Origin of the sequence: Aminobacter sp. HY435 (assembly GCF_027568395.1) — a bacterium.
In the GTDB taxonomy this organism is placed as follows: Bacteria; Pseudomonadota; Alphaproteobacteria; order Rhizobiales; family Rhizobiaceae; genus Aminobacter.
Window position 1 is genome coordinate 289316 of the sequence record NZ_JANKZL010000004.1, and the last position, 17493, is coordinate 306808.

Consider the following 17493-nt stretch of genomic DNA (forward strand, 5'->3'; position numbering starts at 1 on the left):
CGGATGAATCCGCCTGCCGTCACGGTGGATCTCTGCAAAGGATTGCAGATGAAACTCGTCGTAGCGATAGCCACGCTTGGCCGCCCGGAGCAGCTGTCGCGGCTGATCGCGCATCTCGGATGGCAAACGCGGCTGCCCGACGAAGTGATCGTCTCGGCGCCCGATGCGAGCCATGTGGGCGAGGTTCAGTGCGAAAGCTTTCCGGTCACGACCGTCTTCGGCGCGAAAGGCCTGTGCGCGCAGCGCAACACTGCGCTGGACCGGGTCGGCAGCGACTTCGACATCATCACCTTCCTGGATGACGACTTCGTGCCCGCCGACGACTATCTGGCGCGCGTCGATGCAGCCTTCGCCGCCAATGCGGACTGGGCGGTTGTCATGGGCCACGCCATCATGGACGGTGCTCGCAATGCCGGCCACAGCTGGCAGGACGCGACGGAGGCTCTCGTCAATGCCAGGGCCAATCCCGCCGAGCATAGCGTTTCCGATCATGTCGGCGCCTATGGTTGCAACATGTCGATCCGGGCAGCGATGATTGGCGACCTGCGTTTCGACGAACGCCTTGTGCTCTACGGCTGGCAGGAAGACATCGACTTCACCAGCCAGTTGAGGGCGAAGGGCCGCGTCGTCGGCGTATCGTCGATCGTCGGCGTCCATCTCGGCCTCAAGGCCGGGCGGGTCAGCGGCGTGCGGTTCGGCTATTCGCAGGTCGTCAACCCGGTCTACCTGATCCGCAAGGGCACCGTGCCGGCGACATTCGCCGTGCCGCTGATGGCACGCAACATCGCCGCCAACATCGCCCGCAGCCTTCGGCCGGAAACCTATATCGACCGTCGAGGTCGCCTGCGCGGCAACATGATGGCTGTGGCCCACGTCCTGACTGGACGCATCGAGCCCGAATACATCCTGAGAATCTAGGAGTACGCGACGTGGACGCTAAGGCAAAGCTTGGACAGGAAATGGCGGCCCGGGGACACCTTCGTCTGAAAGTGCTCGCCGCCTCGGCGGCAATGGTCATGCTGGGCATGGGCGCGCTGCCAGCCAGCGCCGGCGAGTATCTGCTTGGTCCGCAAGACAAGGTACGCCTCAAGATCTACGAATGGCGCGCGTCACGCGACAGCATATTTGAATGGACCGCCCTGAACGACCAGTTCACCGTCGGGGCCGACGGCAACATGTCGCTTCCCTTCGTCGGCTCGATCAACGCCGCGGGCACCGCACCGGGAGCGCTCGGCGCGTCCATCGGCAGGCTGCTGATGGAGCGCATGGGGCTGGGCCGCGCGCCCGACGTCGCCGTCGAGGTCGTGCAATTCAGGCCCTTCTACGTCGTTGGCCAGGTCAAGAATGCCGGCGAGTTTCCCTACCGCCCCGGCCTGACTGTGCTCCAGGCGCTCAGCATTGCCGGCGGGCTCCAGACGCGCGAGGAAAGGACCGACCGTCTCGAGCGCGAGGTCATTTCCGGCAGGGGAGATCTCAACCTTCTGGCATTGGCTGGCACCAATCTTCTTGCGCGCAAAGCGCGCCTGCAGGCGGAGCTCGCCAATGCAGACGACATCGCCTTTCCGGAAGCGCTGACGCGCCGCGCCGGTGAGAGCGCGGTGGCGTTGGCGATGGAGCAGGAAAAGCTGGTCTTTACCGCTCGCAAGGACGGGATGAGAACGCAATTGCAGGCACTCAACGGCCTCAAGGAGTTCCTGCAGAAGGAGCAGACGTCGCTCGAAGCCCAGCTGGCCCTCTACGACGAGCAGATCGAGTTGGTGAAAAAGGAACTGACCGGCGTATCGACGCTGGTCGACAAGGGGCTGTCAGCTGCGCCTAGGGAAATTGCCCTCGAACGCGCCCTCGCCCAGGTTCGCAGCGATCGGCTGGCTGCCGAAACGGCCGTTTTCCGGGCCAGGCAGGAGATCAGCCGTACAGATGTTTCCATCCTCGATGTCAGCAACAGGCACACCACCGAGGTTTCGGAGTCTCTGCGCGAGACACAGGCCCAGATGAACGAAGTCTCGCGCAAGGCAGATACCGCCATGCAGATGCTGCGCGATTCAGAAATCACGGCGCCTCGCCTGCTCGCCATGCGCAACCGCAACGAAGAAGCCGAGCCGATCTATGTGCTGATGCGCACCACGCCTGAAGGCAAATCGACAGAAATCCCGGCCACCGAGGCCACGCAAATCGAACCTGGCGACACCGTCAAGATCAAGATCCCCCTGCCAAAGCTCGATGAAGGTGGACTGTCTCTGCTGTCGGAAAGCCAGGAGCCCGGCCTGCCCCTTGCATCACAGCCTGATGACCCCGCTACCGGGCTAGATCCGGAACAAATGGCGACGACCTCCAGTACCCAATAGCCGCTTCGCCATCCGTGGCAGCCCACGCCAGCCCCGCTGGCGTGGGCTGTTCGCGCGTTCAGCAGGCCAAAATGTGCCCTACATCACACAGCTCCCTCCTCTTGCGAGGTGAGAAAGCCATCAGCACCCTGTTCAGGCGACATCGACCGATGTTTCAATGCAGGGCGGGCCTGGGCATGATTCGCCTCAGCCGAAGGAGCGAACGCACTTGCTTTGGAGCATTGTCAGCGTCGGAGTGGTGGGAGCACTGCTGGGAATGACCTTTCGCGTACCCGCGCTGATCGCGGCAACCGCCGTTACGGTCGTAGCCACCAGCTTGCTGCTCGACGGACCGCTGCTTCATCGAGTGGCGATTCCCGTGCTGGTTCTCCAAGGCGCATATCTTGCGGGTCTCGTTCTAGCGAGCCTGTGGCGCCGAATGATGCCTCACGGTCGCTAGCTGATATAGCCAAACGCCTCAGGCCGCCTCGTCAAAGCGCATGACCGCAAAGACCGTGCGTATGAGTATCTTGACGTCGACCCATAGCGACCAGTTGTGCACGTAGTAGCTGTCCAGCTCGACTCGCCTGGCATAGTCGGTGCTGCTTCGCCCCGTCACCTGCCACAGCCCGGTCAGCCCGGGTCTGGTCGCCAGATAGTCGCCGACACTTGCGCCATAGCGCCAAAGCTCGTCCTGAACGATCGGGCGGGGTCCGATACAGCTCATCTGGCCTTTCAGGACATTGAACAACTGCGGCAGCTCATCGATGCTCGACTTGCGCAGGAGTGCGCCAAGGAACGTGATCCGCGGGTCATTCTTGAGCTTGTGATTGTCCTGCCACTCTCTGGCGGCCTCCGCATTGCCGGCAAGATGTTCACGCAGGATCTCGTCGGAATTGGCGACCATTGATCGGAACTTGTAGCATTTGAAGGACTGCCCCTTGAAACCGATCCGCTCGTGCGAGTAGAGCGCCGGCCCGCCGGTGGCAATCCGGATGGACAGGGCTACGATCAACATGACCGGCGAGGCAAGTACCAGCACGGTAAGCGCAAGCACGACGTCGACAAACCGTTTCAATCGACCGCCAAGAGGTGCCGAAGGCGGCGCGCCTGTATCGGACGTCGATAGAGCCCCTGCATTTGTCGGGCTTGCTGCACCGCCTACCGCCTGGCCGGAGACCGGAACAGTTGCTCTTGGCCAGTTCCAATTCTCGGAAGGCTCAAGCTGGTATTGCAGGTCGGCAGCCGCAGGCGCGCGCGATCGAATCTTCCGAAAGTGCCGGAGCTGATTTCGAGACACTCGCTTGCCTGGAACATTGATGGTCATGGGCTTATCGGGTGGCTTCTGGTTACGTATTACAATCCCAGCCGGCACCCTTGGCCGGCAAGAACGGCAAAGGTCGTATCGGCATCGATGGGGGCGTATGCACTAAGCCAAAGGCATTAGAGCGCCGCGCGTCCATTTGGACGCGCAAGAGACGCCACCACCCTGGGTATGTGTCATCGGAGATCGGATCGGAACGTGGCTGCTGGCTGCTCCCGCCATACAGCCATGCTGTTTGTTGAGACAGATGCAGCTTCGGAAGCCAAAGGTGACGCGGCCTTGGTTCAGCGCGCTTTCCTGCGGCCGTGACCATTGTACATCCTTGTCGATGAGACACGCACATTGGTCATGGCGACGCCAAGGATCGAGGTCTTGCTCGCGTGCATCGACCTCACCAGCTCGCCAAACAGGTCAATCGGGGTCCGGCCCCATTCGGCGATCAGGATCACTCCGTCGAACAATGGCGTCGTCGCAAGCCTGTCGGAACCGCATGTCAGAGGGGGCAGGTCAACGATGATCATGTCATAGCTCTGAAGCTCCGGCAGCGCCACGCGCATGTTGCGCGAGGCCAGAAGCCCGCGCGCGTCTGCTACTGCGCTCGGCAGGAGGTCGAACGTCGCATTCGCCACCGGCGCTATGAACTGCGAGACAGTCGTGCCGGTCGCGGCATTTACATCGCCTTCGCCCGGACTCGATACGGGCAGCAGCGCTCCGCTCAACACCGAATGACAGACGTCGGCGTCGACAATCAAGGTGCGGCTGCCGCTCATCGCGTACAGTGCGGCGAGATTGCTCGCAAACGAACTCTTGCCGTCGGAAGGCAGGGCCGACACGACGCCGATGCAGCGCAGCGACGATGCGGAATCTGCAAGGCCAATCGCCGTTTTCACGCATTTGAGACTGTTGCTGTAGCGCGAGGAAGGCGAAATGACCGCCTCGTCGAACATCGTTTCGCCCGATAGCGGTGGCAGTTCGCCCAGGCATTCGAGCCCAAACTCTTCCCGCAGCTGACGGCTCGACTTTATGCTCGGATCAAGCGTGTGGCGCAGGAACGCCACACCAACGCCAACCATCAAGCCGGCAAGAATGGCGAACGCGACCAGAAGCTTGGGCCGTGGCGAGCTCGCCCCAAGTGGGGGTGTCGCGGTTGTTATCACGCGGGCGTCGGCCACCGGATAGGACTGCTGGCTCACTGAGTTCGTGTAGGCCTGCAGGAAGCTCTCATACATTTTCCGATATGTATCGGCAGTTACTTCAAGCTCTTCCAGTGTCGGCGAATTCTTGCCCTCGCCAGCTTGCGAGGCCTGATCGCCGCCGACCGCCGGACCGACGCCATAGTCATGCTTGGAGCGGAATTCCTGTGCAACTTGCGTTGCTTGGTTCATTTGCTCGCGAAGTTCGTTCAGCCGGAGCTCAAGCCATTCGCCGCCTTCGCGCGCGGAAGCAGACTTTGTCTCCATTTGCTCGCGCACGAAGGCTTCCGCCGTTGCATTGGCGACCTTGGCCGACAGCTCGGGATCAAGCGAGCGAAAAGCGATGTTGATTGCGTATGAGACCCCGACCCGGCGGACATCGAGGCCTGCGCTGTACGCCCACATCGTCCCCCTGTCGCGCTCGAACCCGCTTGCCGGGCGCGCATAGCCCGTACCGGCACGCCAAAGTCCTGCTCGTTCGGCAAGCTTGCCCAATCGCTCCGTGAATGTCGGACTATGTGACCGATTGAACAAGGAATCGTGCGTCAGCTGCAGTTCGTCGATCACCATCTTGGCGATCTTCTCTGACTGCATCACGGCCATCTGACTTTCGACCTGGGCTGTGTCGAGCGTCAGGTTCACCTCCGTCTGCTGCTGCTGCAGCAGTTGAGAAATCTTCGGCTCGATGAGAATCTGCGTCTGTGCAGTGTAGATGCGGTCTGTCGTGGCAAGATAAAACCACGCACATGCCAACGCGACGAGCACGCATGCGCCAATCGTTTGGACGTACCTTCTTAGGAACGTGGATACGTCGGCAATGCTGATGAAGTCGCTTTCGGCAGGGCTGCCACGGTCGCTCACCTGATGCCAATGGGAAACTAGGCGACTGTCCATTGAATAATCCCGACAGCAAGTTGAGCAACCAGCGGCAGGCAGCAAGGCCCTGATGCGGCGTGCCGGAACCTTGCTGCCCGGTTTGGCTGCTTCCGCCCTGCAACGGATACAAGTCGGCAGGCGTCGGCGGCCTATTCCGTGAATGTCTCGAAGTTTAACTCCGACCATGGCAAGGTAAATGCCGCCATAGGGAGTATCGTTCATACCCCTTATGAGAGGCGGTTCGGCATGTGTCAGATGTCGCGCAACGCCGTTCGACTGTCGAATACCGCGCGCGGCGCTGCGGGTTCGCAGGTCCGCAAATTGAGCCGCGCCAGCCGTTCGGTCGTAGCTTGGACGAAGGCTGCCTCTTCCTCGATCGCGGCAAACCTTTTTGCGCTAGCTGCAATTAGCTCCGTCAACCTGGTGACGTCAGCGGAAATCGATGACGGTTCATCGCCATTGTCGAGTGCCTCGAGAGCGAACGCAGCGTCCGCGCAGGCGTTGTCATGCCGTTCCCGCAATGCCGTTCGCTCGGCCACAAGCTCCCGGCCGATCTCGTCGAGCAATCGCCTCAGGCGCCGAAAGCGCCATTCGCTGTCACCGCCGATCCCATGATCATGGCTGAAACGGAGAAATTTCATATCCAGCCTCCCGGCAAGCAGCCAGGCTCCCGGTTCTGTGGCCGGCCTTGGTCGCCTGTTCGGCATGATACGCCTAGCATCCGGCGCCGCGACACATCCTTTCGGCGGAAGACCGGCCGCATCATCGCCAGAGTGTGGCATACAGGTTCTCGCTTTGGCGCGGGCCGAACAGTACCCTGTTCCGACGCGCTTGGACGCGGCTCACGGAGACCACCGCCAAGGCAATGAAGAATACCATTCCCGGATCGGCGGTGCCGCTGACGAGGGAACCGGCGATCACACCGGCCAGCGCACAGGCTCGTACGCTTGATACGATCGCGTCGCTCTCGGGATCGATCCAGGCGCTTAGCCCGCCTGTCCCACGCGCAACGACGATCAATAGGACCGTCATCATCGCCGCACCAAGCAATCCCAGTTGGGAAAGAACAGCGATCGGCCAGCTCGAAGCGCGAGAACTGCCCATGCCGACGCCCAAACCACCGGTATCGGAAAAGGCCTGGAGGCTTTTCGTATTCCAGTAGGTACGCTCCACCCCGGACGCGGAAGTTCCCTTGTTGATGACCGTCGACTCGATCAGTCGGGAGAACGGATCGAAGAAACCGGGGTCAAGCAAATGGATCGCCAGCCCAACGACGACCATCGCAGCGAGGACGCCGACAATCGCAAAATCGTCTGGCCCCAGGCGACTTGATATCGTGGCTTGTACGAGGGAAATGGAGACCGGTACGGCAAGTATCGCCAACCCGACATAGGCCGTCGATGAGGTCGACAATATGATCAGCAACAGCAGCGTGGCCGACAGCCACTTGGCATAGCGTGCCCCCGTCTTGCGCCAGTAGGTGAAGGTGAAAGCAAGGCACGCGAGCGACACGCCACCAAAGGCGGAAGCTTCGGAATAGGCGCCGGCTATTCGCGCGAAACCGCCCTCGCTGGCATTCGTCAGCATCGCGTAGCTGGCCGTGCGAATTGGGCTCAGCAGATCCCCGGCGCCGGAAAGTTTGCCAAGCAAATCCAACAGCCCCATTCCCGCATGAAGACTGCACCAAAGGATAAAGCCGCGCCGCACCTGTTCCAGCCCGTGAGATCTGAGAAGAAGCACGCTGAGCGCAATCGCGGTCAGTCCTCCAAGCAGGAAATAGCCGGTCTGCGAGACATTCCCCGACACCGGTCCAAGCGCGGTTTCGACAACTCCGCGACGCGACGTTGATTGCACGAAGACGCTCGCATGACCTGCGAACAGACGGGGAAACAGCCATGCCCCTATGATTGCGTAGAGCATCAGGCCGCCAAGCACCCACAGCGGACGCATGCTGCCCATCGCATCTCCCAGCTCCCGGCGAACCTGCCGCCTGGCCGCAACCGCTGTGACGAGCAGAGCCGCGAAGAAGGTGTAGATCAGAGGCGACGAATTGCCGAGAAAAGTGAGCGTGGCGATGGCGGTGGCGCCGAACGCCAGCGAGGCGACAAGGCTGCCGACAAGCACATTGCGCGATCTGTATCCGACAATCAGGATACAGCAGCAGACGACAATACCCATCAGCGACGGTTGCATGGCCTGCTTCCACCCGCGCCTGCAAAGACAACGACTTGCCCCGGCGCGCGATCGCGCCGCGGCCGCTTGCCTCCGGCTCGAAATAGACGTTCCAAGACCTTCGCGTCGCCTCAATTGGTGCTGTACAGCATCCTCCGGGCGACAACGATTTCAGGCAACAACGTCAAAGGCGGTAGGCCATCCCGCCACCGTGATCGCTTCTACCTCTTTGGTACGCTTGGGGCAGCAAGGCGCCGTCCAGGACCAATCCAGAAATGACAAAGCAATCCGTTAGGCCGGGTTGAAACTGTGCGATTTCCCGACCCGCCGACGCTATCCAGGACGCGCACCTCTTGTGGAGCGGGCCGTCCAACAAAACTCGACCTTTCGTCATGTGGTTAGACGGCCGTCACCGCACTCATCGGTCGCGATCATCAGTTACCGCCTGTATCTCTTCGTCCAAAGGGTGACGAGGCGACAGGGTGATACTAGAGCTGTGAACCCGGAACAGTCAGCAGCCTGACGGATGAAGGCCGCTCGCGATCGCAATAGACGGTGTTGCGGGCGATCCGCTTGGTGCGTCCACGGCCTTCCGGCGCCCCGGTGTTTGGATTGACGTCGAATTTCGGAAAATTGCTCGACGACACGTCGATCCGCAGCCGGTGCCCCTTCTTGAACAGGTTTGCGGTCGCGAACGGCTCGATCGTGATCTTCATCACCTCACCTGGCATGCAAGGTTCAGGCTTGTCGAAACCATTGCGGTAGCGGCAGCGGAAGATGCCGTCGCTGAGGATGAGCGCGTAGCCGGACGGATAGTCGGTCCCCGGCGGGTAGACATCGATGAGCTTTGCCGTGAAGTCGGTGTCTGGGCCATCGGTCGCGGTGAAAAGCTCAACCGTGATCGGACCGACAACCGCCGTGTCCTCGGCAAAGGGCTCGGTCTCGAACGACAGCACATCCAATCGCGCGGAAAGCGGCAGGCCGCTATCGTCGCAACCGAAAAACCGGCTCGACTGGCGCTGGTCGAAGCCACCGCCTTCGAACACCGGCTGGCCGCTGGTCAGCGCGCCGCCGATGGTCGGAACCGGATTGCTCGGGTCGAAATCGTATTCAAACGCCGCTGCATCCGCGGCGGGCTTCTGGGCAGAGAGTTCGCCATTGTCATGCAGATACAGGACCGTTTCGCGCGCTCCAGGCAGCGGCCAATCGCTGGCTTCGATCCAGCGACCGCCGTGGTCGAGCCGGCCGGTCCCGGTCTTGGCGCCGCTACCGCCGCCCATGACGAAGAGCCGGGCACGGGCCTCGCTGTCGACGCCGTTGTCCACCCCCTTCAGCCAGCGATCGAACCAGCGGCGGCGAAATTCGAGCCAGCTTTCCGTGACATTGCCGCCAAGCGGGGCGCCCGGGCCGAATTCGACATCGCCGGCAAACGGCGTGTTGCGGTTGCCGTGCAGGCTTGCATGCATCAACAGGGCCATCGGCCGGTCGGCGTCGCGCGCCAAGCCGGCATAGTTCTCGAACGTGGTACGAACATAGGCGTCGTACCAGCTCGACATCAGCGCCACAGGCACTTTCGGGAAACTGTCGTAGTGTCCCGCGGCGTAGATGCCGACCTGTTTCCAGTAGTCGTCGAAGGTGCCGCGGCGCCACTGATCGAGCAGATAGTCCTCATATTCGGGGATCCAGCGCACCGGCGAGCGGCCTTCCGACCATGGCATCGCGGTGAACCAGGCGCGCAGGTCTTCAGCCTCCAGTGCCCGCAAGAGATCGGGACTGCTCCTGGCGTGCTTGCTTTCGCGCGCATTGTTGTAGGCCCAGGTTGCCTGTTTCAGCTCAAAGGCACCGCCTTGGCGGATGCCACAGGTGAAGGCGTTGGAAAAGCCGCCGGAATCGAGCACCATCGCCGCCAAGCCGGGCGGATTAAGACAGGCCTGCGCCATCTGAGTATGCGCGGCATAAGACAGGCCCATGGTGCCGACCTTGCCGCTCGACCACGGCTGGGCGTCGATCCAGGTCAAGGTGTCGAAACCGTCGGGGCCTTCGGAAAGGTATTTTACGAATTCACCTTCCGAGCGATAGCGGCCGCGGCAGTCCTGATAGATGACGATGTAGCCGTGACGGACGAAATGGCTGGCGACTTCGGCGCGCTCCATCGGCCGCGCCATGCCGATCTCGATCTCCGAGCGCGACCGCTCGCTCTTGCCGTAGGGCGTACGCTCGAGAATCACCGGAAGCGGCTGCTCCAGCGGCGCCGCGGCGGGCCTGTAGATGTCGGCTGCCAGGCGCACGCCGTCGCGCATCGTCACCATCACGTCGCGCTGCACGACAACGCCGTCCGCGACCGGCTCGAGTTTCGGATTTGCGTTGTCCAACACCGCTCTGCTTCCTCTTGATGCGTTAGTAGGTGGCTGAAAGCGCAGCCGTCGCCGGGGTCTTGCCGGGCGTGTCGTTGAGATGGCAGGCGCTGATGTGGCCTGGCGCGATCTCGCGTAGAACCGGACGCTCGATGCGACAGCGGTCGAAGGCGTTCGGACAGCGCGGATGGAAATGGCAGCCAGATGGCGGATGCAACGGCGACGGTATCTCACCCTTGACCGGATTGAACTGCCTCCGCCGCTGCTTGATCGTCGGCACTTCCGACAGCAGCGCGATGGTGTAGGGGTGGTTTGGCGCGGCGAAGAAGGCATCGGCCGGCGCGCTCTCGACAATGCGCCCAAGATACATGATCGCAACCCGGTCGGAGATGTGCTTCACCACCCCCAGGTCATGGCTGATGAACAGGTAGGTCAGGCCAAGCTCCTGCTTCAACTCCATGAACAGATTGAGAATCTGCGCCTGAATTGAAACGTCGAGGGCCGACACCGACTCATCGCAGATGATGAAGCGCGGCTTGACGGCGAGTGCCCGGGCGATGCCGATGCGCTGGCGCTGACCACCGGAGAACTGGTGCGGATAGCGCTTGAGATAGGAAGGATCGAGGCCGACGCGTTGCATCAGCGCGGTCACCATGTCGGCGGCCTCGTTGCGCCGCACCAGCCCGTGCGCCACGGGTGCTTCACCGATGATATCCATTATGGTCTTGCGCGGATTCAACGAAGACATCGGATCCTGGAAGATCATCTGTGAGGCCAGCCTGGCCGCTTTGGCCTCGGAACGGCCTTGCGTCGAAACGTCCCTGCCCTGCCAGCGCATGACGCCGTCGGACGGCGGCAGGATGCCGGCCATGATGCGACCGAGCGTGGACTTGCCGCAGCCGGACTCGCCGACAAGGCCGACAACCTCACCCGGATTGACCGCCAGCGACACACCGTCGACGGCATGAACGACGCGCTCCTCGACATTTGCGCCCATCATGCGGGCGAGCCTTTCGGCGTAGTCCAGCCCACGGCTGAAGCGGCGCGAAATGGCGGAGGCTTCGACCAAAGGTGTCGTCATGCGGCCCTCGCAGTCTGCGGATGGAAACAGCGCCAGCGGTGTCCGGCCGCCTGGCTTTCGGCCGGCTCGGTCTCGCATATCTCGGTGGCCGCGAAACAGCGCAGCCGGAACGGGCAGCCGCCAGGACGCCGAAGCGGCGGCGGCGCCATGCCGGGAATAGGCGTCAGCGGCTCGCCGCGATCGAGGTTGGCCGGCACCGAGCGCATCAGCCCGATCGTGTACGGATGAACGGGGCGGTCCAGAACCTCGTCGACCGTGCCGGTTTCCACGATCCTGCCGGCGTACATCACCGCGATCCTATGTGCGAGGCCGGCCACGACGCCGAGATCGTGACTGATCCACAGCAGCGACATGCCGAACTCGCCGCTGAGGCGCTGGATCACCGCCAGGATCTGCGACTGGATAGTGACGTCGAGTGCAGTGGTCGGCTCGTCGGCAATGATCAGATCGGGCCTGTGCAGCAGGGCGATGGCGATTGCCACGCGCTGGCGCATGCCACCCGAGAACTGGTGCGGGTAGGCAGCGAGCCGCTCCTCCGGAGACGGAATGCCGACCAGGCCGAGCGCCTCGATTGCCCGCGCCCGTGCGTCGGCCTTGGAGACGCGGTCATGGGCGCGAACCGTTTCGACCATCTGGGTCTCGATGGACAGCACCGGGTTGAGCGTCATCATCGGATCCTGGAAGATCATCGCGATCTTCTTGCCGCGCAGCGCGCGCATCTCGCCAGCCGGGCGGCCGACCAGATCCTGGCCCTGGAACAGAATTTTTCCCCCGGTCACGCGACCCGGCGGATCGACCAGCCCGATGATGGAGAAGCCGGTGATCGACTTGCCCGAGCCCGATTCGCCCACCAGTCCGAGGATTTCGCCACGCCCGACCTCGAACGACACGCCGTCGACCGCCTTGGCGACACCGTCGCGCGTGAAGAAATGAGTCGACAGGTTCTCGACTTTCAGCGTCATCTCAGCGCTCCGCCAGACGGGGATTGAGCACCTCGCGCAGGCGGTCGCCGACGATGTTGATGCTGAAGACAAGGACGAGCAGCAGCAGGCCGGGATAGACGCTGATCCAGTACTGGCCTGAAAGCAGGGTCTGGTAGCCGTTGGCGATCAGCAGGCCGAGCGACGGTTCGGTGATCGGCAGGCCGATGCCGAGGAATGACAGTGTCGCCTCGGCGGAAATTGCATTCGCCACCTGCAGCGTGCCGATGACGATGATCGGCGGCAGGCAGTTGGGCAGCATATGGCCGAACAGGATGCGCGTCTTTGAAAGACCAAGCGAGGTGGCAGCCTCGACATATTCCTTGCCGCGCTCGACAAGGGCTGCCGCGCGCACGGCGCGAGCGAACTGCGCCCACTGCACGATGACCAGCGCCAGAACCACCTTCCAGACACCCTGACCGAGGAAGGCAAGAAGCATCAGGGCAACCAGGATGGTCGGGAAGCCGAGCATCAGGTCGACCAGCCGCATGACAAGCGTGTCGATGCGACCGCCAAAATAGGCTGCAGCGAGGCCGAGCGCCGTGCCCACGGCGAGAGCGACAATGCCGGAGAACAGGCCGACGCCCATGGAGGTGCGCAGGCCGTAAATCATCGCCGACAGCATGTCGCGGCCCTGGCCATCGGTGCCGAGCCAATAGGTGCCGCCAGTCATGCTTTCCGACAGCGGCGGCAGGCGCGCGTCAAAGAAGTCGATTGCCGCGAGATCGTAGGGGTTCTGTGGTGCCAGCGACGGCCCGATGACCGCAATGACCAGCAACAGGAGGCAGACGACCAGCGCCACTGCCGCCTTGGGGCTGCCCAGGATGCCGCGTAGCGAACGCGCCCAGAACGCCTCGCTGGTTCGGAAACGTAGGGTCATCGCGCTCATTGCGTGTCGCTCAGCCGGATGCGCGGATCGAGCATCGAATAGACGATGTCGACCAGCAGATTGATGACGATGAACATGGTGACGACGACCAGCAGGTACGCAACGACCACGGGACGGTCGAGCAGTGTGATCGAGTCGATCAGCAGCTTGCCGATGCCCGGCCAACCGAAGATGGTTTCTGTAACCACAGCGAAGGCGATGATCGAACCGAACTCCATGCCGACCACGGTTACGATCGGGATCAGAATGTTCTTCATGACATGGACGAAGACGACGCGGCGCTCGGACAACCCTTTGGCACGGGCGAACTTGATGAAGTCGAGCGGCATCGTCTCACGCACACCGGTGCGCGTCAGGCGGATCACCAGCGACAGCTGGAACAGGGCAAGATTGGTAGCGGGAAGGATGAGATGCGCGAGGCCGTCCAGCGTTGCCAGGCTGGTCGTCATGCCAAGGATTTCGCCGGTCTCGCCGCGTCCCGACGACGGCAGCCAGCCAAGCCAGACCGAGAAGATCATGATCAGCATCATGCCTTGCCAGAAATTCGGCAGGCTGAAGCCCAGTATCGATCCCGTCATGATGGTTTCGTCGGCGACCGAACGCGGCTTCAAGCCAGCTATGAGACCAAGCGGAATGCCGAACGCGAGCGCGATGAACAACGCGACGAAGGCAAGCTCAAGCGTCGCCGGCAGGCGCTGGAAAATCAAAGAGATAGAGGGCTGATTGAAGACGAAGGAGCGCCCGAGATCGCCTTGCAGCGCGTTGGTCAGGAAAGACCAGTATTGCGCGAGTAGCGGCTTGTCCAAGCCGAGCGCACGTATCGCCGCGTCGCGCTCGGCAATGCTGGCGTCGGCGGGAATGAGAATATCGACAGGGTTGCCGATGGCGTAGACGCCGACGAACACGAGGATGGACGTCACGAGCAGGACCAGCAGGCTCTGTGACAGACGCCGGATGATGAAGACGGTCATCTCCGGCAATCCCTTGAGCTGGAAACAGCTCCCCCGCGGGGGCTTTGATTCGTCAACAGATTCCTCCACGCGCTATTTGCCGGTTGCTTTTCTTGACCGGAGCTAACAGGGAGTTCTTGAAGTACGCAATCTTATGCGTTTTGTGCATTAGTCAATGAACGGCGGGCTAAGGCGTCGCCTCGGCATGACAAGGGACCAGCATTGAACCTGCGCCAGCTCGAAGTGTTCCGCGCGATCATGCAAACCGGCTCCACCATCGGAGCGTCGGTTGTGCTGAGCCTGTCGCAATCGGCGATCAGCCGCCAGCTGACCAGTTTGGAGCAAGAGATCGGCTTCGAGCTGTTTCACCGTGACAAGGGCCGGCTGGCGCCGAAACCCGAAGCGACCGCGCTTCTGCGGGAAGTCGGGGAACTATCGGATGTATTGGTCCGCTTGAAGCGCCGGACCGACGAGCTGAGTGCCGGACGGTCGGGGCGCACCCTCATCAAGATGGGCTTTCCCCACTCGCTTACGACGACGCTGCTTCCGGGGCTGGTGCGTGACTTTCTCGCCGACCAGGACCAGGTGAGCATAGAACTGGTTTCAGGTCCTTACAGCGAGATCGAGCGGGCGGTCATGGGGCGCGCGGTGGATTTCGGCTTCGTGCGTCTGCCAACGGACGACCGCGGACTTCAGACAATGCCTTTGTTGAAAAGCATGCAACTGTGCGTTCTGCCCGCGGCCCATCCGCTTGCCGAGCACGAGACCGTCGCCGCAAGCGATCTTTCACGTCTGGACCTGGTGCTGCTCGGTCGCCTTCGTTCGAGCCGCGAAGACCTCGAGGAACGCCTGCGCAAGGCCCTGGGCACGGTTCGCTGCCGCGTCGAGGTCCACTCGGTGGAAGCAAGCGTGGCCATGGTAGCGGAAGGCATCGGCGTGTCGATCATCCCCGCGCTCATCGGCGATCTGCTCAAGTCAGAACGCGTCGCGATGCGACCACTGTCGCCGCCCTTGTGGAACGACTATGGCATCGCCACCTTGCGCGACGCACCGCTGTCGCGGCCGATGCTGTTGTTCATTCGCATGCTGCAGCAGCGGCTGATCGGCGATGGCGGTCATACCCAGGCCATCGGCGACGCTGTCACGGACTAAAGCGCGGCTTAATGTCCAACCGCGCTGCTTGTTCGTGCATTTGCGCATCGGGCAATGCACAAACGTCATAGCGTTGCGCCCGGTGCCGGCTGCTCCATACTCTCCGACCAAGGCGCGACTGCCGGGCATTGGCAATGCGTTGGGACAAAGGAGGAAGGGATCGCGGCAAAGGCGCTATCCCTCGGCTCGTTCCGGCGCGCAACCCCTGCCACGGCATCGCGACCGGCTATTGATGCCAATCAACGGGAGACCTCACCGCAATGAAATTTCTTCGGCCCGCATTCCTGGCGCTAGCGCTGTCAACCAGCCTGGGCGGCATGGCGTTGGCCGCCGACCTGATGGTCGGCAGCTCGACCGAACCGCAGGCGATCGACCCGCATTACTCGCGCACCGGCAACAGCCAGCAGATCGCGCAACAGATCTTCAATCGCATGATCGAGCCCGACAAGAACCTGCAGGTCCAGCCCGGCCTGGCTGTCGAGTGGAAAGCCGTCGATCCGCTGACCTGGGAGGTCAAGCTGCGCGAGGGCGTCACTTTCTCTGACGGTACGCCCTTTACCGCAGAGGACGTGGAGTTCTCGATCAATCGCGCCGCTACCATTCCCAACAGTCCTGCCCCTTTCACCGCCAATGTCGCGCCGGTCGCCAGCATCGAGATCGTCGACCCGCTGACCATTCGCTTCAAGACCGAAAAGCCCACTCCGCAGTTCATGGAACTGGTTGGCCTGGTCTACATCGTGTCGAAAAAGGCGGCAGTGGGCGCCTCGATCGAGGATTTCAATTCCGGCAAGGCGACCATCGGCACCGGGCCCTACAAGTTTGTGTCATGGACACCAGGCGACCGCTACGTGCTCAAGGCCAACCCGACCTACTGGGGTGAGAAGCCGAAATTCGAGAACGTCACCTTCCGGTTGATGTCGAACTCCGCCACGCGTGTCGCAGCACTTCTCTCTGGCGACGTCGACCTGATCGACGCGGTACCGCCGAACGACGAAGCGACACTGGCCAAGGATCCAAAGGTGACGCTGCATTCGACGCCGTCTGGCCGCATCATCTATCTCGGCCTGGACAGCGCCCGTGACGAGAGCCCCTTCGTCACCGGCCCTGACGGCAAGCCGCTGAAAGCCAACCCGCTAAAGGACGCCAGGGTTCGCAAGGCGATGTCGAAGATGATCGACCGCCAATTGCTGATCGACCGCGTGCTTTCGGGAGCAGGCACCCCGGCTGGGCAGTTGGCGCCAGAAGGCGTCGGCGGCTACACCGCGGACCTTGTCGCTGACACCATCGACATCGACGGCGCCAAGAAACTGCTGGCAGAGGCAGGCGTGCCCGACGGCTTCGGCATCACCGTGCATTCGTCCAACGACCGTTTCCCCGGCGACGGCGATGTGGCGCAGGCACTCGGCCAGTTGTTCCAACGCGGCGGCCTCAAGGTCAATGGCGTGGTCACTCAGCCGTACAACGTTTATGCAGCCGCAGCCGGCAAGCAGGAATTCTCGGCCTTCATCTTCTCCTTCGGAACCACCACGGCATCGGCGTCAGCCGGCATGAACAACGTGCTGATGACCTATAGCAAGGAAGCCGGGACCGGGTCGTTCAACCGGATGCGCTATTCCAATGCCGACTACGATGCCAAGATGCGCGAGGCTCTTGCCGAGTTCGACACGCAAAAGCGCAATGCCTTGCTCTCCGACGCCGCCAAGATCGCCTTCGGCGACCAGGCCATCCTGCCGCTTTATTGGCCGAAAGTGACTTGGGCGACGCGCAAGGGCATCGATTTCGTGCCCAACACATCCGAGGACACCTTGGCAACCTACGCCAGCGAAGCAAAGTAGCGGCGAAGCCGCGCCACCATCGCACTCGGGATACAGGCGGCCGGAACACTGTTTCGGCCGCTTTCTTATCAGCAACGGGTACGCTGCTCGGCGCCTGGAGGAGACGCTGCCATCCATGTCCGGTGCGGCAGGCACCGGGTGTCCAAAGCGGCATGACGCACTTCCGAACGGAAAAGCGCGTTACATTCTTCTGGAATTGCCCTGGCTATCGATCTCTGCTTTTCCAAAGACCGTTTCCGATATCAGGCGCGCCACGGCACCCGAGGGACGAGCGCGCGAAGCAGCCTAGCTTGGCTCTCGCCACCAGCGCGGGGTTCCGTGGCTTTCACAAGCATCAGGGTAGAGGGTTGAGACGTCCACCAA

General features: G+C 62.2%; 13 protein-coding genes. 4 read left to right on the forward strand and 9 right to left on the reverse strand.

Translation table 11 applies throughout. The features are described from left to right. The first annotated feature begins 48 nt into the window (after positions 1-48). Entirely contained in the window at positions 49-918 is an 870-nt protein-coding gene (locus tag PCJ21_RS06210) for a glycosyltransferase family 2 protein (RefSeq protein WP_269930505.1), read from the forward strand. 11 nt (positions 919-929) lie between these two features. Then, a complete protein-coding gene (locus tag PCJ21_RS06215) occupies positions 930-2345 on the forward strand; it encodes a polysaccharide biosynthesis/export family protein (protein ID WP_269930506.1) in 1416 nt (471 codons plus the stop codon). A 457-nt stretch (positions 2346-2802) separates the two neighbouring features. On the opposite strand, the gene PCJ21_RS06220 is transcribed toward PCJ21_RS06215, so the two are convergent. The 9 genes from PCJ21_RS06220 to PCJ21_RS06260 all read right to left on the reverse strand — a co-directional run bounded on the left by PCJ21_RS06220 (position 2803) and on the right by PCJ21_RS06260 (position 14164). Beyond that, positions 2803-3651: a sugar transferase gene (locus PCJ21_RS06220; RefSeq protein ID WP_269930507.1), complete on the reverse strand. Its 849-nt coding sequence runs from the start codon at positions 3649-3651 to the stop codon at positions 2803-2805. A gap of 281 nt (positions 3652-3932) precedes the next feature. After that, positions 3933-5735 (reverse strand): GumC family protein, encoded by a 1803-nt coding sequence (locus PCJ21_RS06225; protein ID WP_269930508.1) that lies wholly within the window; start codon positions 5733-5735, stop codon positions 3933-3935. A 233-nt stretch (positions 5736-5968) separates the two neighbouring features. Further along, positions 5969-6358: a hypothetical protein gene (locus PCJ21_RS06230; protein ID WP_269930509.1), complete on the reverse strand. Its 390-nt coding sequence runs from the start codon at positions 6356-6358 to the stop codon at positions 5969-5971. A gap of 121 nt (positions 6359-6479) precedes the next feature. After that, entirely contained in the window at positions 6480-7910 is a 1431-nt protein-coding gene (locus tag PCJ21_RS06235) for a hypothetical protein (RefSeq protein ID WP_269930510.1), read from the reverse strand. 467 nt (positions 7911-8377) lie between these two features. Then, the gene (locus tag PCJ21_RS06240; RefSeq protein WP_269930511.1) at positions 8378-10264 is read right to left on the reverse strand and encodes a CocE/NonD family hydrolase; all 1887 of its coding nucleotides are present in this window, start codon (positions 10262-10264) and stop codon (positions 8378-8380) included. A gap of 22 nt (positions 10265-10286) precedes the next feature. Continuing rightward, positions 10287-11324 (reverse strand): ABC transporter ATP-binding protein, encoded by a 1038-nt coding sequence (locus PCJ21_RS06245; protein WP_269930512.1) that lies wholly within the window; start codon positions 11322-11324, stop codon positions 10287-10289. Next, positions 11321-12286, reverse strand: coding sequence for an ABC transporter ATP-binding protein (locus PCJ21_RS06250; RefSeq protein ID WP_269930513.1), 966 nt, complete (start codon positions 12284-12286; stop codon positions 11321-11323). The genes PCJ21_RS06245 and PCJ21_RS06250 overlap by 4 nt, the downstream gene beginning before the upstream one ends. A 1-nt stretch (position 12287) precedes the next feature. Then, complete coding sequence (locus tag PCJ21_RS06255) at positions 12288-13193, reverse strand: ABC transporter permease (protein WP_269930514.1); 906 nt, start codon at positions 13191-13193, stop codon at positions 12288-12290. Then, a complete protein-coding gene (locus PCJ21_RS06260) occupies positions 13190-14164 on the reverse strand; it encodes an ABC transporter permease (protein ID WP_269930515.1) in 975 nt (324 codons plus the stop codon). The genes PCJ21_RS06255 and PCJ21_RS06260 overlap by 4 nt, the downstream gene beginning before the upstream one ends. 201 nt (positions 14165-14365) lie before the next feature. Between PCJ21_RS06260 and PCJ21_RS06265 the strand changes: the two genes are divergently transcribed. Together PCJ21_RS06265 and PCJ21_RS06270 are read left to right on the forward strand one after the other, a co-directional pair. After that, positions 14366-15295: a LysR family transcriptional regulator gene (locus PCJ21_RS06265; RefSeq protein ID WP_269930516.1), complete on the forward strand. Its 930-nt coding sequence runs from the start codon at positions 14366-14368 to the stop codon at positions 15293-15295. A 260-nt stretch (positions 15296-15555) separates the two neighbouring features. Next, a complete protein-coding gene (locus tag PCJ21_RS06270) occupies positions 15556-17130 on the forward strand; it encodes an ABC transporter substrate-binding protein (protein ID WP_269930517.1) in 1575 nt (524 codons plus the stop codon). The last annotated feature ends 363 nt before the right edge of the window (positions 17131-17493 follow it).